At 70.0% G+C, this 25,381-nt stretch carries 28 protein-coding genes and 1 tRNA gene; 15 read left to right on the top strand and 14 right to left on the bottom strand.

Annotation, left to right across the window (positions count from 1 at the left end):
* Positions 1 to 113 precede the first annotated feature (113 nt).
* From O2L52_RS12500 to O2L52_RS12485, 4 genes are all read right to left on the bottom strand, one after another.
* Positions 114 to 1,640: a hypothetical protein gene (locus O2L52_RS12500; protein WP_270115792.1), complete on the bottom strand. Its 1,527-nt coding sequence runs from the start codon at positions 1,638 to 1,640 to the stop codon at positions 114 to 116.
* Positions 1,641 to 1,659: 19 nt separating this feature from the next.
* The gene (locus tag O2L52_RS12495; protein WP_270115790.1) at positions 1,660 to 2,172 is read right to left on the bottom strand and encodes a SigE family RNA polymerase sigma factor; all 513 of its coding nucleotides are present in this window, start codon (positions 2,170 to 2,172) and stop codon (positions 1,660 to 1,662) included.
* A gap of 124 nt (positions 2,173 to 2,296) precedes the next feature.
* Positions 2,297 to 2,902: a permease prefix domain 1-containing protein gene (locus O2L52_RS12490; protein ID WP_270115788.1), complete on the bottom strand. Its 606-nt coding sequence runs from the start codon at positions 2,900 to 2,902 to the stop codon at positions 2,297 to 2,299.
* Positions 2,899 to 3,216 (bottom strand): PadR family transcriptional regulator, encoded by a 318-nt coding sequence (locus tag O2L52_RS12485; RefSeq protein ID WP_270115787.1) that lies wholly within the window; start codon positions 3,214 to 3,216, stop codon positions 2,899 to 2,901. Before O2L52_RS12485 ends, O2L52_RS12490 begins: the two co-directional genes overlap by 4 nt.
* A gap of 68 nt (positions 3,217 to 3,284) precedes the next feature.
* Here O2L52_RS12485 and O2L52_RS12480 point away from each other — a divergent pair, with 68 nt between their 5' ends.
* A complete protein-coding gene (locus O2L52_RS12480) occupies positions 3,285 to 3,881 on the top strand; it encodes a hypothetical protein (protein ID WP_270115786.1) in 597 nt (198 codons plus the stop codon).
* 127 nt (positions 3,882 to 4,008) lie between these two features.
* Positions 4,009 to 4,083 (top strand) — tRNA-Gln (locus O2L52_RS12475).
* A 9-nt stretch (positions 4,084 to 4,092) separates the two neighbouring features.
* Here O2L52_RS12475 and O2L52_RS12470 read toward each other — a convergent pair.
* Both O2L52_RS12470 and O2L52_RS12465 read right to left on the bottom strand, forming a co-directional pair.
* Positions 4,093 to 4,809 (bottom strand): alpha-ketoglutarate-dependent dioxygenase AlkB family protein, encoded by a 717-nt coding sequence (locus O2L52_RS12470; RefSeq protein WP_270115785.1) that lies wholly within the window; start codon positions 4,807 to 4,809, stop codon positions 4,093 to 4,095.
* A 132-nt stretch (positions 4,810 to 4,941) separates the two neighbouring features.
* Positions 4,942 to 5,577 carry a TetR/AcrR family transcriptional regulator gene (locus O2L52_RS12465; RefSeq protein ID WP_270115784.1) on the bottom strand — a complete coding sequence of 212 codons (636 nt, stop codon included), beginning with the start codon at positions 5,575 to 5,577 and terminating at the stop codon, positions 4,942 to 4,944.
* Positions 5,578 to 5,646: 69 nt separating this feature from the next.
* On the opposite strand from O2L52_RS12465, the gene O2L52_RS12460 reads away from it, so the two are divergent.
* From O2L52_RS12460 to O2L52_RS12445, 4 genes are read left to right on the top strand one after another with little or no spacing between them, the layout of a single operon-like run.
* A complete protein-coding gene (locus O2L52_RS12460) occupies positions 5,647 to 6,021 on the top strand; it encodes a DoxX family protein (protein WP_270115783.1) in 375 nt (124 codons plus the stop codon).
* 31 nt (positions 6,022 to 6,052) lie between these two features.
* A complete protein-coding gene (locus tag O2L52_RS12455; RefSeq protein ID WP_270115782.1) occupies positions 6,053 to 6,994 on the top strand; it encodes an ABC transporter ATP-binding protein in 942 nt (313 codons plus the stop codon).
* Positions 6,987 to 7,811 carry an ABC transporter permease gene (locus tag O2L52_RS12450; RefSeq protein ID WP_270115781.1) on the top strand — a complete coding sequence of 275 codons (825 nt, stop codon included), beginning with the start codon at positions 6,987 to 6,989 and terminating at the stop codon, positions 7,809 to 7,811. Before O2L52_RS12455 ends, O2L52_RS12450 begins: the two co-directional genes overlap by 8 nt.
* A gap of 11 nt (positions 7,812 to 7,822) precedes the next feature.
* On the top strand, positions 7,823 to 8,656 hold the full coding sequence (locus O2L52_RS12445) for an ABC transporter permease (protein ID WP_270115780.1): 834 nt from the start codon (positions 7,823 to 7,825) through the stop codon (positions 8,654 to 8,656).
* 7 nt (positions 8,657 to 8,663) lie between these two features.
* Here O2L52_RS12445 and O2L52_RS12440 read toward each other — a convergent pair whose 3' ends face one another.
* Positions 8,664 to 9,245 (bottom strand): TetR/AcrR family transcriptional regulator, encoded by a 582-nt coding sequence (locus O2L52_RS12440; RefSeq protein ID WP_270115779.1) that lies wholly within the window; start codon positions 9,243 to 9,245, stop codon positions 8,664 to 8,666.
* 139 nt (positions 9,246 to 9,384) lie between these two features.
* Here O2L52_RS12440 and O2L52_RS12435 point away from each other — a divergent pair, with 139 nt between their 5' ends.
* Positions 9,385 to 10,290: an alpha/beta hydrolase family protein gene (locus O2L52_RS12435; RefSeq protein WP_270115778.1), complete on the top strand. Its 906-nt coding sequence runs from the start codon at positions 9,385 to 9,387 to the stop codon at positions 10,288 to 10,290.
* Between the two features lie 5 nt (positions 10,291 to 10,295).
* On the opposite strand, the gene O2L52_RS12430 is transcribed toward O2L52_RS12435, so the two are convergent.
* The 4 genes from O2L52_RS12430 to O2L52_RS12415 form a co-directional block, all read right to left on the bottom strand.
* Positions 10,296 to 11,207 carry a hypothetical protein gene (locus O2L52_RS12430; RefSeq protein ID WP_270115776.1) on the bottom strand — a complete coding sequence of 304 codons (912 nt, stop codon included), beginning with the start codon at positions 11,205 to 11,207 and terminating at the stop codon, positions 10,296 to 10,298.
* 11 nt (positions 11,208 to 11,218) lie between these two features.
* Complete coding sequence (locus tag O2L52_RS12425) at positions 11,219 to 11,632, bottom strand: hypothetical protein (protein WP_270115774.1); 414 nt, start codon at positions 11,630 to 11,632, stop codon at positions 11,219 to 11,221.
* Between the two features lie 333 nt (positions 11,633 to 11,965).
* Positions 11,966 to 13,534: a multicopper oxidase family protein gene (locus O2L52_RS12420; RefSeq protein WP_270115772.1), complete on the bottom strand. Its 1,569-nt coding sequence runs from the start codon at positions 13,532 to 13,534 to the stop codon at positions 11,966 to 11,968.
* Positions 13,527 to 13,982 carry a hypothetical protein gene (locus O2L52_RS12415; RefSeq protein ID WP_270115771.1) on the bottom strand — a complete coding sequence of 152 codons (456 nt, stop codon included), beginning with the start codon at positions 13,980 to 13,982 and terminating at the stop codon, positions 13,527 to 13,529. Before O2L52_RS12415 ends, O2L52_RS12420 begins: the two co-directional genes overlap by 8 nt.
* An 86-nt stretch (positions 13,983 to 14,068) precedes the next feature.
* Between O2L52_RS12415 and O2L52_RS12410 the strand changes: the two genes are divergently transcribed.
* Entirely contained in the window at positions 14,069 to 14,956 is an 888-nt protein-coding gene (locus O2L52_RS12410) for a LysR family transcriptional regulator (protein ID WP_270115770.1), read from the top strand.
* Here the strand turns inward: O2L52_RS12410 and O2L52_RS12405 are convergent.
* Positions 14,953 to 15,693, bottom strand: a complete 741-nt coding sequence (locus tag O2L52_RS12405; RefSeq protein ID WP_270115769.1) for a TetR/AcrR family transcriptional regulator — start codon at positions 15,691 to 15,693, stop codon at positions 14,953 to 14,955. The two genes, O2L52_RS12410 and O2L52_RS12405, sit on opposite strands and share 4 nt — an antisense overlap.
* Positions 15,694 to 15,819: 126 nt before the next feature.
* Here O2L52_RS12405 and O2L52_RS12400 point away from each other — a divergent pair, with 126 nt between their 5' ends.
* The 4 genes from O2L52_RS12400 to O2L52_RS12385 all read left to right on the top strand — a co-directional run bounded on the left by O2L52_RS12400 (position 15,820) and on the right by O2L52_RS12385 (position 19,967).
* On the top strand, positions 15,820 to 17,025 hold the full coding sequence (locus tag O2L52_RS12400; RefSeq protein ID WP_270115767.1) for a DUF418 domain-containing protein: 1,206 nt from the start codon (positions 15,820 to 15,822) through the stop codon (positions 17,023 to 17,025).
* A 97-nt stretch (positions 17,026 to 17,122) separates the two neighbouring features.
* On the top strand, positions 17,123 to 18,058 hold the full coding sequence (locus O2L52_RS12395) for an NADP-dependent oxidoreductase (protein ID WP_270115844.1): 936 nt from the start codon (positions 17,123 to 17,125) through the stop codon (positions 18,056 to 18,058).
* A 73-nt stretch (positions 18,059 to 18,131) separates the two neighbouring features.
* Positions 18,132 to 18,656 (top strand): NUDIX hydrolase, encoded by a 525-nt coding sequence (locus O2L52_RS12390; protein ID WP_270115765.1) that lies wholly within the window; start codon positions 18,132 to 18,134, stop codon positions 18,654 to 18,656.
* Between the two features lie 96 nt (positions 18,657 to 18,752).
* Entirely contained in the window at positions 18,753 to 19,967 is a 1,215-nt protein-coding gene (locus tag O2L52_RS12385; RefSeq protein WP_344471261.1) for an MFS transporter, read from the top strand.
* A 47-nt stretch (positions 19,968 to 20,014) separates the two neighbouring features.
* Here O2L52_RS12385 and O2L52_RS12380 read toward each other — a convergent pair whose 3' ends face one another.
* Positions 20,015 to 21,199, bottom strand: coding sequence for a homogentisate 1,2-dioxygenase (locus tag O2L52_RS12380; protein ID WP_270115762.1), 1,185 nt, complete (start codon positions 21,197 to 21,199; stop codon positions 20,015 to 20,017).
* 190 nt (positions 21,200 to 21,389) lie between these two features.
* Here O2L52_RS12380 and O2L52_RS12375 point away from each other — a divergent pair, with 190 nt between their 5' ends.
* Complete coding sequence (locus O2L52_RS12375; RefSeq protein WP_270115761.1) at positions 21,390 to 22,211, top strand: hypothetical protein; 822 nt, start codon at positions 21,390 to 21,392, stop codon at positions 22,209 to 22,211.
* Positions 22,208 to 23,431, top strand: a complete 1,224-nt coding sequence (gene fahA / locus O2L52_RS12370) for a fumarylacetoacetase (RefSeq protein ID WP_270115760.1) — start codon at positions 22,208 to 22,210, stop codon at positions 23,429 to 23,431. Before O2L52_RS12375 ends, fahA begins: the two co-directional genes overlap by 4 nt.
* Before the next feature lie 119 nt (positions 23,432 to 23,550).
* Here the strand turns inward: fahA and O2L52_RS12365 are convergent, their stop codons facing one another.
* Entirely contained in the window at positions 23,551 to 24,084 is a 534-nt protein-coding gene (locus tag O2L52_RS12365) for an Lrp/AsnC family transcriptional regulator (protein ID WP_270115759.1), read from the bottom strand.
* Between the two features lie 130 nt (positions 24,085 to 24,214).
* Here O2L52_RS12365 and hppD point away from each other — a divergent pair, with 130 nt between their 5' ends.
* Complete coding sequence (gene hppD, locus O2L52_RS12360; RefSeq protein ID WP_270115757.1) at positions 24,215 to 25,378, top strand: 4-hydroxyphenylpyruvate dioxygenase; 1,164 nt, start codon at positions 24,215 to 24,217, stop codon at positions 25,376 to 25,378.
* Positions 25,379 to 25,381 lie beyond the last annotated feature (3 nt).

The following is a 25,381-nucleotide window of genomic DNA, read 5'->3' as shown; positions in this document are numbered from 1 at the left end:
TCCGACCCGGGCGCTCCGGAACGGGCGGCCATTGCAGCGGCCGCCGCGACGGGGGAAGGCGCGGGCCCGACTCGATGAGTCGGGCCCCCGCTTCGTCGTATCCGACGGCGTCGCTACTCCGCTGGGATCACGGGCGTCGCCGAGGCGTCGTACTGCGGTGCGGGCATCGCGGCCAGGAGATCGGCGATCAGGTCGGCGTTCACCTCGGACTCGTCCTGCCACTGCGTCCAGATGGAGACGGCCCAGCCGTCCGGGTGGAAGCGCGTGACCTCCAGTATGTGCTCCGTGAACGGCTCGAAGTCCATCCCGGCCGCGATCTCCTCCTCGGTGGGTTCGTGGAGCGCTTCGGCGGACTCGAACGCCCAGATGGTGCCGTCCTCGTCGGTGGTCGTCTCGCAGGTGGAACTGGGCTGGCAGCGCGCCAGCTCCGGGCCGCGCCCCTCGGTGATGCCCGGCAGCCAGCCGCCGGGCAACGTGTAGCTGAACTGGATCCCGATGTCGTCGACCGACGAGTCGATCGTCGTCGTGAACGGCAGGGTTCCTGTGGAGTAGTACGAGCGGTTCACGACCGTACCGCGATCCACCATGCCGATGAAGCTCCCGAACGCGCCGTCGAGCGAGGCGCCCGGGAGGATCTCGCTGAGCACGTCGTCAGCTGCGCTGATCGAGGCTTCGGCGGGCTCCTGCGCCGCCTCCTCCCATTCGGGGTCGTAGAGCCAGCCGGTCGGCACCTCCAGCAGCTCGCCGACGGGGCTCAGCTCGCTCGTGTCGTAATCGACCTCGGGCATCGCCGTCATCGCAGTGGTGAGCTCCTCCAGACTGATCTCGTACTCGGAGGTCCCCTCGCCGCAGCCCATGTCCCAGGAGGCGTGCAGGCCACTGCCGTTGGGGTAGGTGATCAGGGCCTCGTAGGCGCACCCGTGATCCACCGTGGTGAGGGTGCGGCCGTCGCCGAGGTCGCTGGTCTTCAGCTCGTCGGTCCAGTCCGCATTCTCCTGCCACGGGCTGCCGCTGGCGCTGATGACGTGCTGCGGGAACAGTTGCTCGGTGACCGGCCCGGGCTCGGCGGTCCAGCCGCCGGGCAGCAGCGCCTTGACGCGCAGGACCACGTCCTCCTCGCCGCCGTCGCCCTCGTCGTTCGAAGCGCCGGTGATGTAGCTGCGCAGCCAGGTCTGCCCGTAGTTGCCGGGCGACTGGCGCGTGTTGAACTCGAGCGGCACATCGTCGGTCAGGACGACCCCGACCTGGTCGAGCAGCGGCTTGAACCCCGCCATCGCGCCCTCGTGCAGGGCGTTCTGCTCGGCTTCCGAGTCGAACTGGTCCTCCTCGGCGTACGGGTACCCGGACATGGCCGGGTCGTCGACGGCCTCCTCTTCGGCGGGCGGTGCGGCGGCGCTATTGCTGGCCGGGTCGTCGGCCGGGTCGGCTGAGGACCCGGGGAGTCCGACCACGGTCAGCGCGAGCACGGCGGCGACGGCGGCCACTCCGGTGGTGGCGGCTCCGCCGAGCACCATCTGGTGGCGGCGGCGGGCGCGGTAGCCGTCGCGCACGACCTGGTCGAGGTCGAGCTGCCGGGGCGGGGGCGGGGCTTCGGGCATGACGGTGCGGAACACCGCACCTGGGTCGTCTTGCAGGTTCATCGCTAGTCGCTTCCTTCCGCTAGACCCGGGCCAGGACGCGGGAGTCGTTGAGGAGCTCTTTCAGCTTGCGCAGGCCCTTGGCGGACTGGCTCTTCACGGTTCCCGTCGAACAGCTCATGGCGGTCGCGGTCTCTTCTACGGACAGTTGCTCCCAATAGCGGAGTACGAGCGTCGCGCGTTGCCTGGCGGGCAGCAGGTTCAGTGCCGCCTCCAGCTCCATCCGCACATCCACGGCCTCTTGTGGACGGTCGATTTCCTGAACGGGCAGTTCGGGACTGGTCCGCTCGCGGCGGACCCAGGCGAGACGCCGATGGGAGATGTACACGTTGGTGACGATCTTGCGGACGTACGCCGAAGCGCCGCCCGGTTCAATGCGCCGCCAGGCCGCGAACATCTTGGTGAGCGCCTTCTGCACGATGTCGTCGGCCTCGAACCAGTCCCCGCAGAGCAGGTACGCGTACCTGCGCAGGCTGTCGCGCTGGGCGATGGCGAAGGATCGGAACTCGGCCTCTTGTTGCTCCTCGGTCTTCACGGGGCCTCTTTCAGGTGACGGGTAGGGGCCGGACCGGCCGCGGTGTGGTGGATTCGGCGTGGTCCGACACGCCTAGTACGCGCCGATTGGCCCCCTGGTTGCCCGGTGTGCGAAAGCGATCCGCTCAGTTCGCGGCGCGGCCGACGCGCAGGGAGCGCAGCGCCGATCCGGCGATCCACGCCGACCCGAGCGCCGAGGCGACCGGCAGCAGCAGCCATGCGGCAGGGACATCGGCCGGCTCGTGGGAGCCGATGACCGCGATGAGGAGCGAACCGCCTAGGGCCACAACGAGGTGCGTGAGGCCGACCGTGCCGCACAGGGCGGCGGCCCGCCGTTCGAGGCGCCGGGCGACGACCAGGGCGGCCACCGTGAACGCCGCCGCCGTGGCGAGGTCGATGAGCCTGGCCAGCAGCGTCACGGCCAGGCCGGGGTCGCCTTCGCCGCCGAAGAGGTCCCACATGATCGTCAACGCGGGCAGACCGATCAGGAGCGTACAGGCGGTGCGGCGCGCCTGCGCGGCCGCGAGCTCCCGCTGGAACTCGGCCGCGATCAGATGCGGCTCGCCGAACTCGGCCGCCGCGTCGGCGAGCGCGCGCTCTCGCTCCATGCCCGCGTCGATCCGCTCGGCGACCGCCTCCTCGAACCCGCCGCCGAGCTCGGCGACCATGTCGGCCCGCAGCCGCCGCGGGCCCCGCAGGGATGCGGTGACCGCGTCGACGTACCCGTTCACGGGCCCAGGACCGCGCTCATGACCTCGCGCAGCGCCAGCCAGTCCTCGCGGCCCTTCGCGAGCGCCGCTAGGCCCTCGTCGGTGATCGCGTAGACCCGGCGCCGCCGCCCCGAGGCCTGCGTCCACTTCCCGGCCGCGTACCCGGCCCGCTCCAGGCGCCGCAGCGCCGGGTAGACCGTGCCGCTGGGCAGGTCGAGCTGCTCGCCGCTCGACTCCTTGAGCGCCGCGATGATCGCGTAGCCATGCGCCTCACCGCGTTTGAGGGTCGCGAGGATGAGGGTGTCGAGCTGGCCGTGAATGCCGTCAGCGTCCATGGCCCCAGCCTACGCCCTCATAGGTAGACGGTCTTGATATGTAGACCAGCTACATATAGTCTGTCTACATGATCAGACACCTGCACTTCCTCTCGCTCCTCGCCGGACCACTGCTCGGCGCCACCGCGACCTTCCTCTGGGAGAGCGACCGGTACGGCACCACCGCCAGCGTCGTCCTCATGATCAGCACCGTCGCCTGGATCTACGGCATCCTCGGCGTCTGGGAGCGGATCGCCGCATGGAAGCCCTGGGTCGGCGGCGCCGGCATCCTCCTGGCCCTCGCCGGCTTCGCCGGCGGCATGGCCTTCAGCCTCCAGGGGTTCTTCGAGGCCATCTTCGCGATCCCCGGCCCCGAATCCCTCGAGGCCGCCGCCGCGCACCCCGTCGCCTCCGCCTTCGTCCTGTGGCTCCCCGGCCCGGCCTTCCCGCTGAGCCTCTGCGCCCTCGGCATCGCCCTGGCCTGGTCCCGGCTCGCGCCCGTCTGGCTCGGCGGCCTCCTCATCCTCGCCAGCGTGGCCTTCCCGCTCAGCCGCATCACCCGCACGGCCCCCGTCGCGCACGCCGCCGACCTCCTCATCCTCGCGGCCTTCACCGCCCTGGCCCTCCTCTACCTGCGCACCGACCTGCGCCGCACCACCACCGAACCCGCCTTCGCCGCGGCCTGACCCCGAACGCCCCGCGCCCTTGCCGACGCGTTGCCCCCGTCACAGGAACCCGTTTGTAGGGGCGCGGGCGCATCCGGTACAGTTGTCTCTCGTCGGCGCCTGCAGATTTGAGGCGCTAAGGCACCATTGGGGTATGGTGTAATTGGCAACACGGCGGTTTCTGGTTCCGTTGTTCTTGGTTCGAGTCCAGGTACCCCAGCCAAAGTTTTCCTTAGACACCAGGCCGATTCATCGGCCTGGTGTTTTTGTTTGCGCGATTCGGGAGCCGGCTCGGTAAGCGGGGGTCGAGGCCGGTGGCGCGCAGGGTCAGGTTGAGGCGGCCGGTGAGGCCGAGCGGTCTGGGGGCGGTGCCGGGCAGGATCCGCGGTACGCCGTGAAATGCGAGGCGCGAAGGGCCTCCGAAGACGAACAGGTCCCCACTGCGCAGTTCCAGGTCGGTGTAAGGCCGCGAGCGCGATTCGGTGTTGCCGAAGCGGAAGACGCACGCGTCGCCCAGGCTCAGCGATATGACAGGGGCCTTCGAGAGCTCGTCCTTGTCCTGGTGCATGCCCATGTGCGCCTTGGCGTCGTAGAAGTTGAGCAGCGCCATGTCGTACTGGGGGCCGTCGTCCGGCGCTCGGCCGAAGGCGTCCGTGATCGCCCGGTCGGCGAGGTCGCCGAGTTCGGGAGGGAACCGCTTCACGGGTGACCCGTCGTCGGCCGTCTTCGAGAAGTGATACGGGCGCCAGTGCCAGCCGAGCGCCACCACCTTTGCCGACATGACGCCGCCGCCCGGAGTGCGAACGGTGCGCATGCCAGCCGGAGGCCGAGCCCATTCGCGACATGCCGCGACCAGCTCGCGCTGCCGCTGCTCATCGAGCCAATCCGGTATCAGCACCGCACCCGGGGCGACCTCGGTCCGGTCCCTGGGGAACAGCTCGCCGTACATGCTTCCGAGCGTAACCGCGGGCTCCGACATCGTCGCCTGACGCCAAATGCCCAGTTCGCTGAGCCTCTGGCGGCCCTCAGTCCTGCGATGGCGAGTCGGCCCGATGCATTCAGCGGGTCTTTGTCCTGGTTTTCAGTCGCTGCGGCAAAGCTGGGCCCGCAGGGTCTCCAGGGTCCATCGGGACCATTGGTCGGTGGTCCAGTGTCGGGATTTGACCATGACGAGGTAGAGCTCGGGGCTCGTGAGGCCGTAGAGGACGTCGGCGGCGTGGGCGGGTTCGATGCCTTGGGCTGCATCGGGTTTGGTGAGCAGGGCGGTCGCGGCTTCGGTGCAGACGGTGTAGCGGGGGTCGGTGTCGCTGCGCCAGATTTCGGCGAGTTCCGGGTCGGTGGCGGCGGCGGTTTCGGCAATCTTGAGGACTGGGGCGAGGCGGGCCTGGATGTCGGCGCTGCCGGCCGTGAATCCGGCGAGCAGCTCGGTGGCGGTGGGGGCGGCGAGGGCGTCGAGGAACCACTGCCGCTGCATCGTGGGGACCGGCTCGTCGTCGCCAGCGATCGCGACGTCGACCAGTTCTTTCATCAGGGTGCGCTTGTTGCCGAAGCTGAAGTAGATGGTCTGCACCGCTACGCCGGCGGCGTCGGCGACGTCCTGCACCGTGGTGGCCCCGTAGCCGTGCTCGATGAACAGCCGCTCGGCGGCGGCGAGGATCTTGCGCCTGGTGAGTCGGGCCTTCTCGGCCCGCTTGCCGGTGCCCTTGACGATGCTCATGCCTAGAGTGTAATACTAGTGATGATCACTAGTGAACAACTCTAGTGAAATTCCGACAGGAGTCCCCGCATGCACCTCGCTCTCTGGATCACCGCCTCCCTCCTCGCACTCGTCTTCCTCCTCGCCGGGACGCTCACCCTGTTCAGCGGCAAGGAGAAGCTGCAGAACAGCGGCATGGCCTGGGTCGAGGACTTCCCGCTCCCCGCAGTGAAGGGCATCGGCCTCCTCGAGGTCCTCGGCGCGGTGGGGCTGGTCCTGCCCGCCCTGCTCGACATCGCGACCGTGCTCGTTCCCGTCGCCGCAGCCGGCTTGGCCGCCCTCATGATCGGCGCCGCCGTCACCCACGGACGACGCGGCGAGTTCAGCGCGATCGCCGTCAACGCCGTCCTGTTCGCGCTCGCCGCGTTCACCGCCTGGGGGCGCTTCGGCCCCGAATCCTTCTGACCCGCCACTGGACCTGCTGAAAGGAACCGCCATGCCAGCCCCCGCCATCGCGATCACCGACCTCACCAAGCGATACGGCGACTCCGGACCGCTCGCCGTCGACGGCGTCTCCCTAACCGTCGAACCCGGATCCGTCATCGGATTCCTCGGCCCCAACGGGGCCGGCAAGACCACCACGATCAAGATCCTCGCCGGGCTGCTCTCGGCCACCTCCGGCACGGCGAGCCTCGGCGGCTTCGACGTCGTCAGGCAGCGCGCCTCGGCCATGGCCCAGTTCGGTGCCGTCCTCGAAGGCTCGCGCAACGTCTACTGGACACTCTCGTCCTGGCAGAACCTCATCTACTTCGGACGCTTGAAGGGCCTGCGCAGATCCGCCGCGGCCGCCAGGGCTGAGCGGCTCCTCACCGACCTCGGCCTGTGGGAACGCCGGCACGAGAAGGTCGGCGGCTTCTCCCGGGGGATGCAGCAGAAGGTCGCCATCGCGGCCGCGCTCATCGCCGACCCCGCCATCATCCTGCTCGACGAGCCCACGCTCGGCCTCGACGTCGCCGCCACCCGCACCGTCAAGGACCTCATCCGAGCCCTCGCCCGCGACGAGGGCAAGACGATCCTGCTCACCACCCACCAGCTCGACGTCGTCGAGGAGCTCTGCGACCGCGTCGCGGTCATCAGGGAAGGCAGGTTCGTGACCGACCTGCCAACCGGAACCCTCCTCTCCCAGTTCAGAAAGCACGACCACTACGAGATCCGGGTCGAGGCCCGGACCGAACCGGTCGTGCTGCCCGACGGCTTCACCGCCGCACGCGGCGACGAGGACACCGTCATCACCGGGCAGGTGCAGGACGGCGACGACCTGTACGCGCTCATCGAGTCGCTTCGGGGACAAGGCCTGCCGCTGCGATCGCTCGCGCAGATCCAGCCGAACCTCGAAGCGGTCTTCCTCTCCCTCGTCGAGGAGCCCGCCCGTGGCTAAACACTTCGCAGCGGCACCCGGTGCCGGAATCCGGACGGGGACCACGGTCCTGGCCGCAGAAGTCCGCAAAGGACTCGCCAACCAGCTCGCGCATCCGCTGGGCCACATCGTGACCCTCGCGATCAGCGTCATGATGTACCTCGGCCTGCAGTACGTCATGGGCCAGGGCGACATGCGCGACGACCTCCTGCCGGCCACGCTCATCGCCATCGGCGCCTACTGGTTCCTCCAGTACTCCGGGCAGGTCATGGTCGCCGACCTCATCGAGGAGAAGCGCAGCGGCACCTTCGCCGCCGCGCTCATGTCGCCCGCGCCCCCATGGGTCGCGATGTGCGGCAGGCTCGTCACGGCGACGGTGTTCGCACTGCCCATCGCGGTGCTCGCCTCGCTCGTTCCCGCGCTCGCGGTCGGCATCGAGATCCCCTGGCGCTGGTCTGCACTCGTGCCGTACCTGCTGCTGGCGGCGAACATCCTGGCGTTCACGTTCCTCATGGCGGCCATCGCGATCCGCAACCCGATGACCGGCGCGCTGCACTCGCTGCTGACCTCGCTGGTCCTGATGCTCAACGGCGCGTTCATGCCGCTGGCGCTCTATCCGGAATGGATGGCGGCCGCCGCGCGGCTGCTCCCGACGACCCTCGCCATCGAAGCGATCAACCTGGTGCTGTTCGAAGGCGGCTCGCTCGCATCGGTCTGGAGCGGTGGCACCCTGCCGCTCCTCATCGCCCACACCGCAGTGCTCGCAGCGCTCGGCGCGTGGTTGTTCCGTCGCAACCGACGGCTCGCCATCGCCGAGGGCCGCGTGGGCCAGTACTGAGAGGAAACGACATGACCACCATGCTCTCCGTTCCCGCGCTCGCGTCTCCGGGTTGGGCGAACGCCTTCGGCAACGAGGTCGGCAAAGGCATGCGGGAACTGGTCGCCGGCTGGCGCGCCGTCCTCGCCGAGATGATCACCTTCCCGGTGTTCTACCTCCTCATCGTGATGTTCATGGGACGGGGAAAGCTGCTCGAGGAGCTGCTGGTTCCGGTCCTGATAGGACTCGTTGGGCTCGCGTTCATCCACGAGCAGATCAACCGCGTATTCTGGAGCTACCTGGGCGACCTCCAGTCGGGCGTCCTGGAGCAGACGTACCTGACGCCGCTGCCGTCGGCCGTCGTGGTCCTCGGACGCCAGGTCGCGGCGGTGATCGGCGCACTGCCCGTGGTCGCCGCGCTCCTCGCCACCGGGTTCGTCGCGGTGACCGTGCAGGGCGGGATGTTCCCGTTCGAGCCGGCCGTACTCGTGCCGGCGGCCGCGATCGTCGTCGGCACCTGCGGTCTGGCGCTCGTGCTCTGCGGGCTGACGCTGGTGTTCAAGCGGATCGAGAGCATCACGCAGGCATCGGTCGCCGTGTACGCGATCATCGGCGGCACCCTCGTGCCCCTGTCGGCGCTCCCGGACCCGGTCGCGGCGGCCAGCCGCGCCCTCATCCCGGTCGCACCGGGCATCGAGGCCGCCCGCGCGATGCTCCTCGACAGCGCGACGCTGACCGACCTCGGCACGGTCTGGGGCCTGGGATGGCTACTGCTGCAACCGATCCTGCTCACGGCCGCTGGCGTGGTCGTGTTCAACCGTCTCGAGCGCGTCGCGAAATCGCGCGGCACCCTCGGCCGCTACTGAGGCCGCGTCAGTCCGGCAGGCGCAATCCCGTGATGAGCAGATCGATCAACGTGCGGGCGTTGTAGCGCGGGTCGCTGTCGTCGCCGATGCAGAGGTTCCCGATGCCGCGCATGAGCTGGTAGGCGTCGATGTCGGAGCGGATCTCGCCGGAGGCCGCCGCCGCGTCGAGGAGGCTGGCGCACACCGGCAGCAGGCGGTCGAGGAAGTACGCGTGCAGCGTCTCGAATCCGGCGTTGTCCGCCTGCATCGCGGCGGCGAGGCCGTGCTTGGTGACCAGGAAGTCGACGAACATGTCGATCCACTGCCAAAGGGCGGCATAGGGAGTCGGGCCGCTCTCGAGCAGGTCCGGGCCAGCCTCCGCGCAGGCGTCGACCTGATGGCGGTAGACCGCGATGACCAGGTCGGCGCGGGTCGGGAAGTGGCGGTAGATGGTGCCCATCCCGACCCCGGCCCTGGTGGCGATGTCGCGGACCGGCGCCTCCACGCCCGAGGCGACGAAGACCTCGGCCGCCGCTTCCAGCAGGGCCTGCTGGTTCCGCCGCGCGTCCTTGCGCTTCGAGCCTGAGCTTTCCTGGCCGTCGTTGTCCACCGCATTGCTCCTTCCGTCACCCGGGCTTGCAAACCGGAACATCGCTCCGTATTGTTAACGGAGCGGCGTTCCGGTTCGGCCATTGTGCCAGAGCCGGGACCGTCGCGCCAAATACCGCCACTGAACGGAGACCACTGCCATGTCCGACTCGACAATCACCACAGCGAAACCACTCGTCCTGTCCGCGCCCGGTCGCGGCGACGATCTCCAGGTCCGCGTCTCCGCGCCCGCGACCGGCACTGGACTGCCCGTCATCGTCTTCTCCCACGGCTTCGGATCCTCAATGGACGGATATGCGCCGCTGGTCGACTTCTGGGCCGCCCAGGGGTTCGCGGTCGTGCAACCCACCCACCTCGACTCGCGGACGCTCGGCCTCCCCGCCGACGACCCCCGCACGCCGGAGATCTGGCGCATCCGGGTCGACGACCTCAAGCGCGTCATCGACGGCCTCGACGTCTTGGAGTCCGCGACACCGGGTCTCGCCGGGCGCCTCGACCACGCCCGCATCGCCGTCGCCGGGCACTCGTGGGGAGCGCAGACGGCGAGCATGCTGCTCGGCGCACGGGTCCTCGCCGCCGACGGCACCCCGGGGGAGGACCTGTCCGACCCGCGCGTCAAGGCGGGCGCGCTGCTCGCCCTGCCCGGCAAGGGCGGCAACGACCTCGCGCCCTTTGCGGCCGAGCACTTCTCCTTCATGAACCCGTCGTTCGACGGCATGACGCCACCCGTGCTCTTCGTCGCCGGGGACAACGACGATTCCGCGCTGACCACGCGCGGACCGGACTGGTTCACCGACGCCTACCGCCTCAGCCCGGGCGGCAAGAGCCTGCTCACGCTCTTCGGGGCGGAGCACTCGCTCGGCGGCGTCTCCGGCTACGACGCCGCGGAGACGACGGACGCGAGCCCCGAACGGGTCGCGCTGATCCGGCGAATCACTGCGGCCTACCTGCGCAGCACTCTCGGCCTCGATGACGTCGCGTGGAAGACCTCGGCTTCGGAGCTTGAGGAGGGCAACCACCCGCTGGGCACGGTGCAGAGCAGGTAGCTGCGCTACGAGCTGCTGGGCTGGCCGCCCGCCGGTCGAGCCGTGACCTGCGGGTAGTGCGCGTACTCGAACGGGTTCCCGCCGATCCCGCCAAGAACCGCGAAGCCATGCTCCGCGAGCCGGCGAAGCTGCGCGAGCGCCTGCCCTAAATCGTGTTCCTTCTTGCCTGTCGGTGTGAAGGAGATCGTCTTCCCGGCGTACATCGCAGACGCGTCCCCGGTCCACTCGATCGGCGGCCACCAGCGGGGGTGCTCCCAGGTCTGGGTGACCGTGGCCGCCGATTCGCCATCGATGCGGACGTTCCAGCGGCGCTCGCCTCCCTTGATGGACGGCATGAGCTGTAGGAGCATCACCGAGTAGAGAGCCTTGTCGTTCGTCGCGGGCTCGCGTGCGGCGACTGACACTGTAATCGTGTCGGGATCCTCATCGCCGCCGTTGGACACGATCCGGGCATCGACCAATGCTGAGCCCGGGAGCGTGGGCGGCGGCAGGGGAGCAGCGGCAGAACCGCGGCCGATCAGGGCCCACCAGATCCATGCGCCCGCGAACATGACGACCCACATCACCGCGAACATGCGCATGCCGGAGGCGAATCCCCAGTCGCTCGCCGTGTTGACGCCCGGCAAAATGGCGGGGAACGAGAGCCAGCAGTGCATGAGGACGACGACTCGGCGGTCCGGGTCGACCGCGAGTCGACCGAACCGATGACGCCACGAGATGAGTCGGGCGAAGGGCTCGCTCAGGTTGAAGGCCGCGATCGCCGCGAGTACGAGTACGCCGGCTGCCCAGGCCCACATCAGGAAGGTGCCGTCGGAGGCCAGCCAGTAGATCAGGGTGGCGAGCGGCAGCGAGACCAGCGCGAGCCAGGCGAACTGCCAGAGGAGCACCGGGCCGTATCTACTGAGGAGTTGTCGCATGTCGTGTTCCCTCAGCAGTTCTGGCCGGCGGCGATGGTGATCTGGGTGTTGATGTAGCCCGACATCGGGTTCAGGGCGGCCGCCAGGAGGACGGCGGGGCAGACCGTCTCGGCGTTTGCGGTGAACTCCTCCGTCTCGAGCGCGAGGACCGAGTCGACCCAGGCCGCTCCGGCGTCCTGGTCGGCTCCGGTCACGGCGGCGGCTGCCCAGCAAGTCCGCAGAAAGGCGTCGGCCGAAGTGGTTCGCGGGCCCATCGCGTGGCAGGTGAACCAGGCGATCGCCTCGTCTTCAAAGCCGATGACCGCCGTCAGGCTGGTGCCCTCGAACTCGGCTGTGCCGGCCAGGTACCCGTCGAAGTGGTCGTCGAAGGAGATCAGGTCGTCCGGCCGGGAGGTCTGGAGTGCGTCATTATCCGGCCATTGCATAGCGAATCCGCTGAAGGCGGACTTCCAAGATTCGATATCGGCAGTCGTCGGCAGCGGACCCCGCAGATCTGGTCTGACGATGTCGCCAATGGTGATCGTGGTCGGTGGATCCGTGCGGTCGCGCAGACGGAGCCCCACGCCGCACGAGGCGAATACGAGGAATGCGATGGCGAGGGCGATGCCGCGGCGCACGCTGGGTTCAAGGAGCCGATTGCCAGAGCGACCGGTTGAGGATTTGCGCATTATGGGCTGCGGTGCTTTCCAGTCATGTGTTCGAGGGGAGGGCTGCAGTATATTGCCGCCGCAGGTGCGGCGGGTCCCCGCGAAACCGCATCAGGTGATTTTCAGGTTGGCCATCATTCCCATGTCCTCGTGTTCGGCGTTGTGGCAGTGGAAGAGATACCGTCCCTTGTAGCCGTCGAAGCGGGTGATGATCTCGGCGGACTCGCCGGGGCGGAGGGCGATGGTGTCCTTGAGGCCGGCGTCGTGGGGGAGGGGCGTGCCGGTGCCGCGGCCGAGGATGCGGAAGCCGACGAGGTGCAGGTGCACCGGGTGGTGGACGTCGGCGATGAGGCGCCAGACCTCGATGTCGCCGAGGCGGGTCGTGACGTCGGTGCGGTTCGGGTCGAACGGGAGCCCGTCGATGACCCAGCCGTGGCGGCCGTCCATGCGGCCCGCGCGGAACGCCATGTCGCGCACCGCTACCGCTTCTGAGCGGTTCCATTCCGGCAGGTCGTTCGCGAGCGTCTCGGGGATCGGGGCGCTCGCGCCCTCCCGGACGACGTGGAACTGCATGACGTCGGCGGTGCGGCCGGATCCGAGCCGGTTGGCGAGGCGCACTTTGGCGCCGATCGGTAGGCCGCTGAAGTCCAGGAGCAGGTCGTAGCGTTCGGCCGGCGCGATCGGCAGGCGCTCGTGGCGGACCGGAGCGGCGAGGAGGCCTTGATCCGCGCCGATCTGGACGAGCGGGAGCCGCCGGCCGTCCTCCGTGAGCGCTTCAAGTTCGTAGTGCCTCGCGTTGGAGGCGTTGAGGATCCGCAGGCGGTACAGCCCGGTGTCGACCTCGTGCACGGGCCAGGGCGCGCCGTTCACCAGGATCACGTCGCCGAGGACGCCCGCCGTATAGGGCTCCTCGACGCCGATCTCACCGGTCAGGCTCGGGTCGAGGGACGGGTACTTGAGCTGCCCGTCCGCGTCGAAGGCGCGGTCGGCGATCATCAGCGGGATCTCGTGGTCGCCGCCGGGCAGGCCGAGGGCGTCCTCGATGTCGTCGCGTACGAAGTGGAGCCCGGCGAGGCCGCGCCAGATCGCCGGGGCGGTGAAGTCCATGCGGTGGTCGTGGTACCAGAGCATGGCGGCGCGCTGGTCGAGCGGGAAGCCGTACTCGCGCTGCACATCGGTGACGACCGCGAGGTCGTCGGCCATGCCGTGGTGCGAGGCGGTGCCGGTCCAGCCCTCGGGGAGGACGAGGTCGGTCGGGTAGCCGTCGGACGCGGCCGGGGTGCGCCCGCCGTGGAGGTGCACCACAGTGGGCACCGGGAGCTCGTTGCGGTGCGCCACGGTGACGTGGCGATCGCGCCGGGACTCGATGGTGGGTCCTGGGAACGTGCCGTCGTACGTCCACAGTCGAGTGGAGTGGCCGGGGATGATCTCGGCCTCGGTCTCGATCTGCACCATCTCGTACCGGTCGCCTTCGGCCGTGGACGCGACGGGCTCAAGCACCTTCGGAATCGGCAGCGGTACCGAGAATGATTGCGGCAGTGACACTTCGCTCACCAGCTGGTCGCCCGTGGCGGCGGGGCGCCGGGCCCAGGCCGCCGAGAGGACCAGGCCGCTCACGGCGACGGTTCCCAGCCCCGCGCCGATGCCGAGCAGGCGGCGCCGCGACACGTGTTCAGGCATCGGTCCCGGCCTCCTTCACGCGGCGGGGCAGCGGCCGCATCCACAACGCCGCGAACGTGATCGCGATCCCGGCGATGAGCGCCACGCCGAGGGGCAGGTGGAGCCACAGCGCCCCGTCGAGCCCGGCGAAGTACTGCGCCACCCCGCCGAGCAGCAGCGCGAGCGAGGCCCAGAACGGCCAGGCCCGGCGCACCCGGATCCAGACCGCGACGGCCGCGCCGAGCTGCACGATGCTGAGGGACGACAAGAGGTCGGCGCCCACCACATGCCAGGTGAGGCCGTCGAAGTCGCCCGTGAGGTACACGCCCGCGAACACCGGCTGTGCGAATCCGCAGATCAGGAAGAGGGTCGCCGTCGCGCGCAGCACCCAGCCGCTGACGGCCGTGCCTGCCCGAGGCGCGGGCGGGTCGGCGGCCGGGGCCGCCGCGAGTGTCGATCGTCGTTCCACGCGCTCGACGATATGATCTCGCGGTTAAGTCGCCAAAGACCAATATCGCTATGGTGTTATAACACCGAGGGCATGAGAGGACGTCAATGGAGCTGAACGCCCTGCACCAGTTCCTCGCGGTCGCACGTGAGGAGCACCTCAGCCGGGCCGCGGCCGAGCTCCGCGTCGCCCAGCCCGCGCTCAGCCGCACCATCGCCCGCCTGGAGGCGGAGCTCGGCGCGCCGCTGTTCGACCGCGCGGGCCGCCTGCGGCTCAACGCGACCGGCGTTCTGTTCCGCGACCATGTGGAGCGGGCGCTCGGCGAGCTCGAGGCGGGCCGCCGCGCGGTCGCGAAGGCCGTGCTCGGCGGCGCCGACACCGTGCGGCTCGCGTCGGAGACGTTCCTGCCGCTCACCGGCCCGATCGCCGCGTTCAAGGCCGCGAATCCCGAGGTCGAGGTGCGGCTGCGCCAGATGGGGACGCACGAGATGGAGCAGGCGCTGCGCGCCGGCGAGGTCGACCTCTGCCTCGCTTCGCAGCCGGTGAAAGCCCCTGACACCACCGCCGAAGTCGTGCACGTCGAGCAGGTCTGGCTCGCCGCGCCGCCGGGCCACCGCCTCGCGGGCGTCCACAATGTCACCGTGGAGGAGCTCGCCGACGAGCCGTTCGTCATCACCCGGCGCGGCCAGTGGCAGCGCCGCCTCCTCGACTGGCTCTTCACCGACCGCAATCTCGAACCGCGGATCATCTGCGAGATCGACGAGCCGGCGGCCACGTACACGCTCGTCGGCGCGGGCCTGGGTCTGAGCATCTTCCCGCAGATCGCCCGCTTCGCCTTTCCTGAGTCGGACGTCGCTTGGGTGGGCGTGGACCACCCGCACTGCTTCCGCACGCTCAGCCTGCACTGGGTGCGGCTTCCCCCTGCGGCGCAACGCTTGCGAGCCCAGATCGCGGATTGGGACTGGAACCAGGACTTTCCGGCGGGCAGGCGCTAGCCCTCGATCGCGGCGGCGACGCCGTCGAGGATGAGGTCCAGGCCGAAGTCGAAGTCGTGCTGGGCGGTGTCCGCGCCGGTGTCCTCGAAGGTGGCCGAAGCGAAGAGCGCCGCCGCGTCCGGGAACCGCTCGGGGGAGACCAGGGCCGCCATCGCGCGGCCGTAGGCCTGCTCGGCCGCCGCCTGGTCCTGGCCGGTGTCGGAGCGCGCGGCCTCGAGGCCTTGCGCCAGTTGGGCATTGCCACGCACGTACTCGCCGACGAGCATGACCGCGCCGACCTTCGCGCCCCAGTCGAGCCCGGTGAGCCGGAGCGTGCGCAGCCCGGCGTCGAACCAGCCGATCAGGTTCGGACCGCGCGGGGGACCGGAGACCGGCGCGGTCGCGATCCAAGGGTGCCGGGCGAGGACCGCGCGCTGCTCGTTCGCCCACAGCCGCAACCGCTCGCGCCACGGGCCCGTGCCGTCCAATGAGGAGGGCACCGGCCCGGCCGCGGCGTCCTGCATGAGGGCCAGCAGCTCGTCCTTGGACCCGGCGTGCCGGTAGAGGGACATCTTCGTGACGCCGAGGGATTCGGCGACCTTCGGCAGCGTCGCCGCCGCGAGGCCCTCGCGGTCGGCCAGCGCGACGGCGGCGTCCACGACGCGGCCGACGTCGAGTTTCGCGGGCCGCCCGAGGCGGGACTCCGATGCGATCCGCCACAGTCTCGCCAGCTCATCCGGCACTGCCGTCTCGTCCATGCGCTGCGGTCACCTCCGTCCCTTCGCCGCCCTGCTTGCGGGAGCATCATCGCACATGCTATTAATATCTCTAGGATAGTATCTCAAGGATATTAATTGCTCGTCCGAGAACCCCGAAGGATCGACATGACCGCTCAGACCGCCCCCGCCGAGCCGCGCATCCGCCGCGGCCCCGTGCGCTCCACCGAAAGGGCCCTCGCGCCCGACCTCGCGCGCGGCGCGATGCTCCTGTTCATCGCGCTCGCCAACAGCGCCGGCTACTTCCTCGCCAGCGCGCCCGGCGTCGAGACCGACCCGCACGGCTTCGAGCGCTTCTACAACTTCTTCATGGTGGAGTTCATCCACGCGCGGGCGTTCCCGCTGTTCGCGATCATGTTCGGCTACGGCCTCGTCCAGCTCGCCCGCCGCCAGGCCCAGGCGGGCGCGACCCCCGGCCAGGTGCGGCGGGTCCTGCTGCGCCGCAACGGATGGCTGTTCCTCTTCGGCATCGCCCACGGCGTGCTGCTCTACTCCGGCGACTTCCTGGGCGCGTACGGGCTCATCGGCATCGCCTTCACGCTCCTGCTGCTGCAGCGCACGGACAGGGTGCACCGCTTCGCGCCCTGGTACCTCGCGGTGGGCGGCCTCTACGTCCTCGTCCTCGCCGCCCTGCTCGCGGTCGGGTTCCAGTCGGGCGACGCCGCGATCCCGGTGTCGCCGTTCCCCTCGGTCGAAGCGCCCTCCTACCTCGAGTCGGTCGGGGAGCGCCTCGCCGAATGGCCGGTGCACACCCTGACGCTGCTGCCGATGATCCTCATGGTCTGGGTCGGCGCGTGGGCCGGCCGCCGCCGCTTCCTCGAGGAGCCCGAGCGGCACCTGCCGCTGCTGCGCTGGACCGCCTTCGGCGGCATCGCGGTCGCCGTCGCCGCGGGGATGCCGATGGCACTGCTCAGCGGCGGGTTCGTCAACGCCGACGAGGGCACTGCCGCGGCGATGAAGCTCCTGTACGAGACCTCGGGCTTCTTCGGCGGCATCGGGTACGCGGCGGTCTTCGGCCTGCTCGCCCACGTCCTCACCCGCAAGCCCGCCGGCACCCTGGTGACCGCGGTGAGCGCGCTGGGGCAGCGGTCGCTGAGCGGCTACCTGTTCCAGTCCGTGGCCTGGCTGGTCCTGGCCACGCCGTTCTTCCTCGGTTTGGACGACCGCGTCGGGAGCCCGCTCCTGGTCTCGCAGGTCAGCGCGGTCGCCGTCTGGGCGCTGACCGTGTGGGCCGCGTACTTGGCCCACCGCCGCGGCTACCGCGGCCCGGCCGAGAAGCTGCTGCGGCGCCTCACCTACGGCCGCAAGCGCTGAGCGCGCCGGGGCCCGCCGGTCGGCGGGCCCCGCCGCGCGCCCGGCTTAGAATCGAGCCCCCACCGCAAATAGCAGACAAGGACCAGCCGTGCCCGAGATGATGCGCGCCGTGACCCAGACCCGACTCGGCGGCCCGGAGGTGCTGGCGCTCCAGGAGGTGGAGCGGCCCGAACCGTACTACGGCGAGATCCAGGTGCGCGTCCACGCGGCCGGCGTCAACCCCGTCGACCCGGCCGCCCGGGAGATCGGACTCTACATCGGACAACCGCCGTTCATCCTCGGCTGGGACGTCTCCGGCGTCGTCGAGAAGACCGGCATCGGCGTCACCCGCTTCAAGCCCGGCGACGAGGTCTTCGGGATGCCCCGCTTCCCCCACCAGGCCGGGACGCACGCCGAGTACGTGACCGCCCCGAGTCGACAGTTCGCCCGCAAGCCCGACTTGCTCTCGCACACCGAGGCCGCCGGGCTCCCGCTGTGCGGCCTCACCGCCTGGCAGGCCCTTGTGGACAATGCCGGGCTCGCGGCCGGCCAGAGCGTGCTCATCCACGCCGCCGCCGGCGGCATCGGCCACCTCGCCGTCCAGATCGCCAAAGCCCGTGGCGCGCATGTCATCGCCACTGCCAGCGCCGGCAAGCACGACTTCGTGCGCGCCCTCGGGGCCGACGAGGTGATCGACTACCGCGCCGTCGACTTCACCGAGGTCGTCGCCGACGTGGACGTCGCCCTCACCACCCTGGCCGGCGACTACGCCGCCCGCTCCGTCTCGGTGATCCGCGACGGCGGCGTCCTCGCCCAGCTCTACTACTCGCTGCGCGACGCCGAGTTCCCCGAGGCGGTCGCGCGCGGCATCCGCACCGACTTCATGCTCGTCGAACCCGACCAGATCGGCCTCGAGGCCCTCGCCCGCCTCGCCGCCGACGGGCTCCTGAAAGTCCATGTCTCCCAGACGTTCCCACTTGAAGACTTCGCCAAGGCCCACGAGGCCATGGAGTCGGGCGGCGCGATCGGCAAGATCGTGCTCACGGTCGACTGAAGCACGGCCGACTGAAGCACCGTCGACTGAGGCGGGGGCACCGCCGCCGGCGTGCCGCTGGCAGAATACGGCGGTGCCCATCTCCATCGCCCATCTCAAAGACCAGCTCTCCGCTTACCTGGTGCGCTGGCCCGAGGACTTCGAGGCCGTCGCGCCGATCCTCGCCCTCAACGGCCCGGACGCGTTCGACCGCTCGACCATGACCGGCCACGTCACGGCCTCCGCGATCCTCGTCAACCGCGCCGGCGAGGTCCTGCTCATCCACCACAAGAGCCTCGACCGCTGGCTCCAGCCCGGCGGCCATGTGGAGCCCGGCGACGAGTCCCTACCCCTCGCCGCTCTGCGGGAAGCCGTGGAGGAGACCGGCATCGACCCCGCGGCCCTCACCCTCGCCGACCCGGTCCCGATCCACATCGACGTGCACGCGATCCCCGCCAACCCGCGCAAAGCCGAAGGCGCCCACTGGCACTTCGACATCCGCTACCGGTTCGACTGCGACGACCCCGAGCTCACCCCGCGGCTCGAAGAGGTCCACGCCGCCGAATGGCGCCCGACCACCGACCTCGACAGCGAGGACCTGGCCGCGCGCCTCTACTAGCGTTGACGTCGCAAACCTGCCAGCATCCTGCTGCTGCGCCTGATGAGCTGGAACGCACGCACTCCGCTCATCGGGACCACGACAGGACGCACGTTCATGCACACCACCGCGCCGCCCCGCACCACCGCGCCCGAGATCCGCTCGAGCCGCACCGGATGGCCGGGGGTGGTCGCGGTGACGGCGGGCATCTTCGCCATCGTCACCACGGAGATCCTGCCGATCGGCCTGCTGACCTCGATCGGCGCCGGTTTCGCAGTCTCCGACGGCATGGCCGGGCTGATGATGACCATGCCGGGGTTCCTGGCCGCGATCGCCGCCCCGCTGGTCACGGTCACTACGGCGCGCCTCGACCGCCGCGCGATGCTGTGCGCCTGCATCCTGCTGCTGGCAGGCGCCAACTTCATCGCCGCAGCGGCCACCGACTACTGGCTGCTGCTCGTCTCCCGGGTACTCGTCGGCGTCACCATCGGCGGCTTCTGGTCGATCGGGGCCGGCCTGGCGAGCCGCCTCGTGCCGCCCGCGTCGGTAGGCCGCGCCACGGCGGTGATCTTCTCGGCGGTGCCGCTGGGGTCGGTACTCGGGGTCCCGGCGGGCACCTTCATCGGCGAGATCGCCGGCTGGCGAACGGCGTTCGTCGTCTTGGGCGTCTTCAGCACCGCAGTCCTCGCGGCACTGGTCCTCACGGTGCCGAAGCTCCCGCCCGTGCGCCCGACGCGCGTGGCTGCGCTGGTGGGCATGCTCAGAGGGGCGGGGACGCGGTTCGCGCTGGTGCTGACGTTCCTGATCGTGGCGGCCCACTTCGGCGCCTACACGTACGTCACGCCGTTCCTCGAGGACGTCACCATGGCGGGTTCGGCCACGGTCACCGTCGTCCTCCTCGGCTACGGCGCGGCCGGGATGGCCGGCAATTTCCTCTGCGGCGCAACCGCGTCCCGGTTTCCGCGGGCCACGTTCGCGGCGGTGGCGGCCGCGGTCGCGGCGAGCACGCTGCTGCTGCCCGTCCTCGGCCACGGCCTGTTCGGGGCGATCGCGCTCCTCACGCTCTGGGGGCTCGCGTACGGCGGCGTCCCGGTCTGCTCGCAGACGTGGTTCGCCAAAGCCGCACCGCAGTCCATTGAGGCCTCATCGGTGCTGTTCACCGCGTCGTTCCAGGCGACCATCGGCATGGGCGCGCTCGCCGGAGGCTTCGTCGTCGACCGCTCCTCGCCCGCGGCGATCATGACGCTCGCGGGCGTGCTCGCGCTGCTGACCGCACTGGTCGTCTACGCGCACCATGCCAAGCGAGTAGCCTGGCCCGAACCGGGGCGCTGACCGCGCCGGTCGGCTCGCCCGTGCCGGGGAGCCGACCGTCACGCAGGTCAGGCCGGGTCGCGGTTCCAGGTCCAGGCGTAGTCGGAGTCCTCGACGTCGAGGGCGGGTTCGCAGAGTTCGAGGGGCCGGAAGGTGTCGACCATTACGGCGAGTTCGTCGAAGTGGTCGGCGCCGATGGAGCGTTCGGCGGCTCCCGGCTGGGGGCCGTGGGTGAAGCCCGAGGGGTGCAGGGAGATCGAGCCCTGCTCGATGCCGGAGCCGCGGCGGGCCTCGTAGTTGCCGCCGCAGTAGAACATCACCTCGTCGGAGTCGACGTTGTGGTGGTTGTAGGGCACCGGGATCGCGTCCGGGTGGTAGTCCACTTTGCGCGGCACGAAGTTGCAGATGACGAAGTTCGGGCCCTGGAACACCTGGTGCGCGGGCGGAGGCTGGTGGATGCGGCCGGTGATCGGCTCGAAGTCGTGGATCGAGAACACCCACGGGTAGAGGCAGCCGTCCCAGCCGACCACGTCGAACGGGTGGTGCGCGTACGTGAACTTCGTCCAGAGGGTCGCACTGCCGCGGCCCCGGTGCTGGACGTACACGTCCACGTCCTCGCCGTCCACGAGCAGCGGCTCCGCGGGGCTGCGCAGGTCGCGCTCGCAGTACGGGCTGTGCTCCAGGAACTGGCCCCGCACCGAGAGGTAGCGCTTCGGCGGCGTGATGTGGCCCGTCGACTCGACGACCAGGGTGCGGAGCGGTTCGGGGCCCTTCGGGACGACCCGGTAGATCGTGGACATCGGCATGATCAGGTAGTCGCCCTGGCCGATGTCGATCGCGCCGAACGAGGTCTCGACCCGCGCCTCACCGGACTCGACGTAGATGCACTCGTCGCCGATAGCGTTGCGGTACAAGGGCGACGGCTGGTCGGCCACCGCGTACGAGATGCGGCAGTCTGCATTGGACAGCAGGTGGTTGCGGCCGAAGACCGCGTCCCCGGAGCCGCCGTTGAGCTTGTGGGTGCGGAAGTGACGGGGCTTGAGGGGGTGGTTCGCGACCGGCTCGGCCCGCTCGGGCCGGTGCTCGCTGCTCGAGGAGATCGCGGTCGGCCGGAAGCGGTGGTAGAGCAGCGAGGAGTCCGAGGAGAAGCCCTCCTGGCCCATCAGCTCCTCGGCGTACAGGCTCCCGTCGTCCTGGCGGAACTGCGTGTGTCGCTTGTCGGGGATCTGCCCGACGGAACGGTAGAACGGCACGTCGACTCCTTCGTCGTGCGCGGACGGGCGAGGGTGACGCCCGCTCCGCGGCGGTTATGCCCTGAGGATAACCTTCCGGCCGTTCGATTTCGAGAGGTGCGCGCGCACCCGCGCGCGGACCGGGCCCAATCGCGCACCGGCTGCGCGGAGCGCTGGACCCCGGCTGCGGCAACCGCCTAGGCTCGGCACCATGGTTGGACCGATACCCGCGATGCTGCGGGGCCTGATCGACGACGCGGCGCTCTTCCCACCAGGCAGCGCGCCCATGCAAGCGGCCGTCCCCGCCCACCGCGGGTACCGCCAGTCCTGGTACGAGGCCATGGTCGGCCCGCTGCTGGTACCCCAGTCGCGGCTCGCCGAACTCGGCCGCGAACTCAGCCCCGGGCGGGGCGAACTGCGCATCGGCGTCATCGTCGACGGCGACCTCGAACAGGTCCCCGGCGACGTCGCCGCACTCGGACCGCAGGTCACCGTCCTGCACTACGAGTCCCGGCACGCGCTCGACCACCTCGCGCGGCACGCGCCCTCCTGGGGCAAACCGGTCTTCGCCGAGCTCCCCTTCGGCGACGACGCCCTCGACGCCGTGCGTGCCACCGGCTTCACCGCGAAGTTCCGCACCGGCGGCCTCGCCGCCGAGTTCTTCCCCGCACCCGAGACCCTCGCCGCCGCGATCGCCGGCTGCCGCCTCCGCGGACTCCAGTTCAAGCTCACCGCCGGGCTCCACCAGGCCGTGCGCCACCGCGACCCTGCCACCGGGTTCGACCACCACGGGTTCCTGAACGTCCTGGTCGCCGCCGCCGACGCCGCCGACGGCGCCCGCACCGACGACCTCACCGCGACCCTCGCCAGCACCGACGCCGCCGACCTCGCCGCCCGCGCGCTCCGCGTCCTCGACCGCCCCCGCGCCCTGTGGACCGGCTACGGCTCCTGCAGCATCGACGAACCGCTCCACGACCTCACCGAACTCGGACTCCTGCACCGAGGGACCTCGCACGAAAAGGACGTCGCATGACCGCCTCCAGCTGGATCGAAGGGGCCGACGACGGCCCGTTCGGCCTCGACCACCTCCCGTACGGCGTCTTCTCCACCACGAAAGACCCCGCCCCGCGCATCGGCGTCCGCATCGGCGACCAGGTGCTCGACCTGCGCGGACTCGCGACCGGCACGTTCTTCCTGCCCTGGATCCGGCCCGCGTTCCACGAGCACGACCTCAACGGCTTCATGGCCATGGGCCCGCCCGCGTGGCGCCTCGTGCGCCACCAGCTCACCGAGCTCCTCGGCGACCGCCGCTTCCAGGACCAGTCCGCGACCCTCCTCACCCCGGTCGCCAAGGCCCGCATGCACCTGCCGTTCGCGGTCGCGGACTATGTGGACTTCTACGCCTCCGAGGACCACGCCACGAACCTCGGCCGGCTCTTCCGCCCCGACTCGGAGCCTTTGCTGCCCAACTGGAAGCACCTCCCCGTCGGCTACCACGGCCGCGCCGGCACGGTCGTCCCCTCCGGGACCCCGATCGTGCGGCCGCGCGGCCAGCGCAAGTCGAAGGACGCGCCGATCGAATTCGGACCGAGCACGCGCCTCGACATCGAGACGGAGGTCGGCTTCGTCGTCGGCGTCGGCACCGACCTCGGGACCCCGGTCAGCCCCGACGACTTCGCCGAGCACGTATTCGGCGTCGTCCTCGTCAACGACTGGTCCGCACGCGACATCCAGGCCTGGGAGTACGTGCCGCTCGGACCGTTCCTCGGCAAGTCGTTCGCGACCTCGATCGGGCACTGGGTGACACCGCTCGACGCGCTGGCACGGGCGAAAGCCCCTGCGCCAGCGCAGGACCCGACCCCGCTTTCCTACCTCCAGGAGGCCGAGCGGTTCGGGTACGACCTCGCATTGTCCGTGCACTGGAACGGCACCGAGGTCTCGCGCCCGCCGTTCGCGGGCATGTACTGGACCCCGGCGCAGATGCTCGCGCACATGACGGTGAACGGCGCCTCGCTGCGCACCGGCGACCTGTACGCCTCCGGCACGGTCTCCGGGCCCGAGGCGGGGCAGCGCGGCTCGTTCCTGGAGCTGACCTGGGGCGGGAAGGACCCGGTCACGGTCGGCGAGGGCGAGAGCCGCACGTTCCTCGAGGACGGCGACACGGTCGTCATCAGCGCGACCGCGCGCGGCGCGAACGGCGGCGAGATCGGTCTGGGCGAGGTGACCGGGACGATCCTTCCCGCGAAATCGTGAGGCCCGCAGAAGGCCACCCACCAACCCCCACCCTCCCGAGAGGGGAAGGAAGGTTCAGGGCGATCGTCGCAGCCGGGTCCGACAGGAATCGGGCCAGAAAAGGCTTGCCCGCCTGAACGTCACTCGTTCGGGTGGGTCGGCCCGTCCGGGCGAGTGGCGTTCGGGGCAGCCGGCTCGCCCGCGGCCTGCTTGACGAGCGGGAGGGTCCGGTACGGGATCTGCTCGGCCAGGGCGATCACGGTCGTGGCGCGCTGGACCCCTTCGCTCGCCAGCACGCGGTCGATCACGCCCTGCAGCTCGGCGTTGGTGCGCGCCACGATCCGGCACAGCATGTCGCCCTGGCCCGTAACTGTATGCGCCTCAAGGACTTCGGGAATCCTCCCGAGCCGCTGCGCCATGTGCGCGTGCCCGACCGCCTGCCGCAGCTCCAGGGTCACGAACGCCGTCACCGGATACCCGAGGGCCGCGGGCTCGACCCGCGGCCCGAAGTCCCGGACGACCGCACGCTGCGTCAGCTTGTCGAGCCGCGCCTGCACGGTCCCGCGCGCCACCCCGAGCCGCCGCGAGCACTCCAACACGCCGATGCGCGGTTCGGCCTCCAACAGCTCGATGAGCCTCGCATCGAGCGCATCGATTCCAGTTTCAGTGGTCATATTGCCTAGTCTAGCGATGAGGACGTTGCCATATATGCGCAAGTTGACTAGCTTTTCGACAACTGCTTGCCCAGTCTCAGAATCTGAACAATGATCAAGACGACCGCCCCACAAGGACGAGGAGGCCGCCATGGTCGACACTGCCAACCGCCCCAGTGATGCCGATCTTGTCGGCGCCGTAGAGCACGACATCCGCGAGGACGCCTTCCCGATCAAGGGCTGGGACCACGTCCGCTACTACGTCGGCAACGCCCGCCAGGCCGCCCACTACTACTCCACCGCGTTCGGCATGACCCTGTTCGCCTACCGCGGCCCCGAGCAGGGCTTCCGCGAGCACGCCGAGTTCGCGCTCAAGTCCGGCGGCGTCGTCTTCGTCCTCGCCGGCGGCGTCACCGGCGACGCCGAGGCCACGCGGCACTACGCCGCCCACGGCGACGGCGTCATCGAAGTCGCACTCGAAGTGCCCGATGTGGACGCCAACTACAAGCACGCGATCAAGCAGGGCGCCATCGCGATCGAGGAGCCGCACGACCTCACGGACGAGCACGGCACCGTCCGCCGCGCGGTGATCGGCACCTACGGCGAGACCCGGAACGTCCTCATCGACCGGTCGAACTACGACGGCCCGTTCCTGCCCGGCTTCGTCGCCGCCGAGCCCATGGTCGCGCCGCCGAAGAAGCGCTTCTTCCAGGCCATCGACCACGTGGTCGGCAACGTCGAGCTCGGCAAGATGCGCGAGTGGGTCCGCTACTACGAGCGGGTCATGGGCTTCACCAACATCGTCGAGTTCGTCGACGACGCGATCGCCACCGAGTACTCCGCGCTCATGAGCAAGGTGGTCGCCAACGGCAGCCGCAAGATCAAGTTCCCGATCAACGAGCCCGCCGAGGGCAAGAAGAAGTCGCAGATCGACGAGTACCTGGAGTTCTACGGCGGACCCGGCGTCCAGCACATCGCGCTCGCGACGAGCGACATCCTCGCCGCCGTCGACGCCATGCGTGAGCGAGGCGTCGAGTTCCTGGAGGCCCCTGACGCCTACTATGAGGACCCTGAGCTGCGGGAACGCATCGGCGAGGTGCGGGTGCCGATCGAGGAGCTGCAGGCGCGGCGCGTCCTGGTGGACCGGGACGAGGACGGCTATATGCTCCAGATCTTCACCAAGCCGCAACAGGATCGGCCGACAATGTTCTACGAGATCATTGAACGGCACGGCTCGCTCAGCTTCGGCAAGGGCAACTTCAAGGCCCTGTTCGAGGCCTTGGAGAAGGAGCAGGCCAAGCGCGGCAACCTCTGATGG

This window comes from Glycomyces algeriensis, assembly GCF_027622855.1.
GTDB classification, from domain to species: domain Bacteria; phylum Actinomycetota; class Actinomycetes; order Mycobacteriales; family Micromonosporaceae; genus Glycomyces; species Glycomyces algeriensis.
The sequence above is the reverse complement of the archived record's forward strand: the minus strand, read 5'-3'. Positions and strand labels throughout refer to the sequence as shown.

Excerpts from the sequence above, each read along its gene's own strand:
- O2L52_RS12385 (WP_344471261.1), top strand. The coding sequence starts at position 18,753 with ATGCACACCACCGCGCCGCCCCGCACCACCGCGCCCGAGATCCGCTCG.
- hppD (WP_270115757.1), top strand. The coding sequence starts at position 24,215 with ATGGTCGACACTGCCAACCGCCCCAGTGATGCCGATCTTGTCGGCGCC.
- O2L52_RS12410 (WP_270115770.1), top strand. The coding sequence starts at position 14,069 with ATGGAGCTGAACGCCCTGCACCAGTTCCTCGCGGTCGCACGTGAGGAG.
- O2L52_RS12500 (WP_270115792.1), bottom strand. The coding sequence starts at position 1,640 with ATGAACCTGCAAGACGACCCAGGTGCGGTGTTCCGCACCGTCATGCCC.
- O2L52_RS12470 (WP_270115785.1), bottom strand. The coding sequence starts at position 4,809 with ATGTACGGCGAGCTGTTCCCCAGGGACCGGACCGAGGTCGCCCCGGGT.
- O2L52_RS12420 (WP_270115772.1), bottom strand. The coding sequence starts at position 13,534 with ATGCCTGAACACGTGTCGCGGCGCCGCCTGCTCGGCATCGGCGCGGGG.
- O2L52_RS12400 (WP_270115767.1), top strand. The coding sequence starts at position 15,820 with ATGACCGCTCAGACCGCCCCCGCCGAGCCGCGCATCCGCCGCGGCCCC.
- O2L52_RS12365 (WP_270115759.1), bottom strand. The coding sequence starts at position 24,084 with ATGACCACTGAAACTGGAATCGATGCGCTCGATGCGAGGCTCATCGAG.
- O2L52_RS12485 (WP_270115787.1), bottom strand. The coding sequence starts at position 3,216 with ATGGACGCTGACGGCATTCACGGCCAGCTCGACACCCTCATCCTCGCG.
- O2L52_RS12425 (WP_270115774.1), bottom strand. The coding sequence starts at position 11,632 with ATGCAATGGCCGGATAATGACGCACTCCAGACCTCCCGGCCGGACGAC.
- O2L52_RS12460 (WP_270115783.1), top strand. The coding sequence starts at position 5,647 with ATGCACCTCGCTCTCTGGATCACCGCCTCCCTCCTCGCACTCGTCTTC.
- O2L52_RS12465 (WP_270115784.1), bottom strand. The coding sequence starts at position 5,577 with ATGAGCATCGTCAAGGGCACCGGCAAGCGGGCCGAGAAGGCCCGACTC.
- O2L52_RS12435 (WP_270115778.1), top strand. The coding sequence starts at position 9,385 with ATGTCCGACTCGACAATCACCACAGCGAAACCACTCGTCCTGTCCGCG.
- O2L52_RS12405 (WP_270115769.1), bottom strand. The coding sequence starts at position 15,693 with ATGGACGAGACGGCAGTGCCGGATGAGCTGGCGAGACTGTGGCGGATC.
- O2L52_RS12430 (WP_270115776.1), bottom strand. The coding sequence starts at position 11,207 with ATGCGACAACTCCTCAGTAGATACGGCCCGGTGCTCCTCTGGCAGTTC.
- O2L52_RS12395 (WP_270115844.1), top strand. The coding sequence starts at position 17,123 with ATGATGCGCGCCGTGACCCAGACCCGACTCGGCGGCCCGGAGGTGCTG.
- fahA (WP_270115760.1), top strand. The coding sequence starts at position 22,208 with ATGACCGCCTCCAGCTGGATCGAAGGGGCCGACGACGGCCCGTTCGGC.
- O2L52_RS12375 (WP_270115761.1), top strand. The coding sequence starts at position 21,390 with ATGGTTGGACCGATACCCGCGATGCTGCGGGGCCTGATCGACGACGCG.
- O2L52_RS12445 (WP_270115780.1), top strand. The coding sequence starts at position 7,823 with ATGACCACCATGCTCTCCGTTCCCGCGCTCGCGTCTCCGGGTTGGGCG.
- O2L52_RS12455 (WP_270115782.1), top strand. The coding sequence starts at position 6,053 with ATGCCAGCCCCCGCCATCGCGATCACCGACCTCACCAAGCGATACGGC.
- O2L52_RS12480 (WP_270115786.1), top strand. The coding sequence starts at position 3,285 with ATGATCAGACACCTGCACTTCCTCTCGCTCCTCGCCGGACCACTGCTC.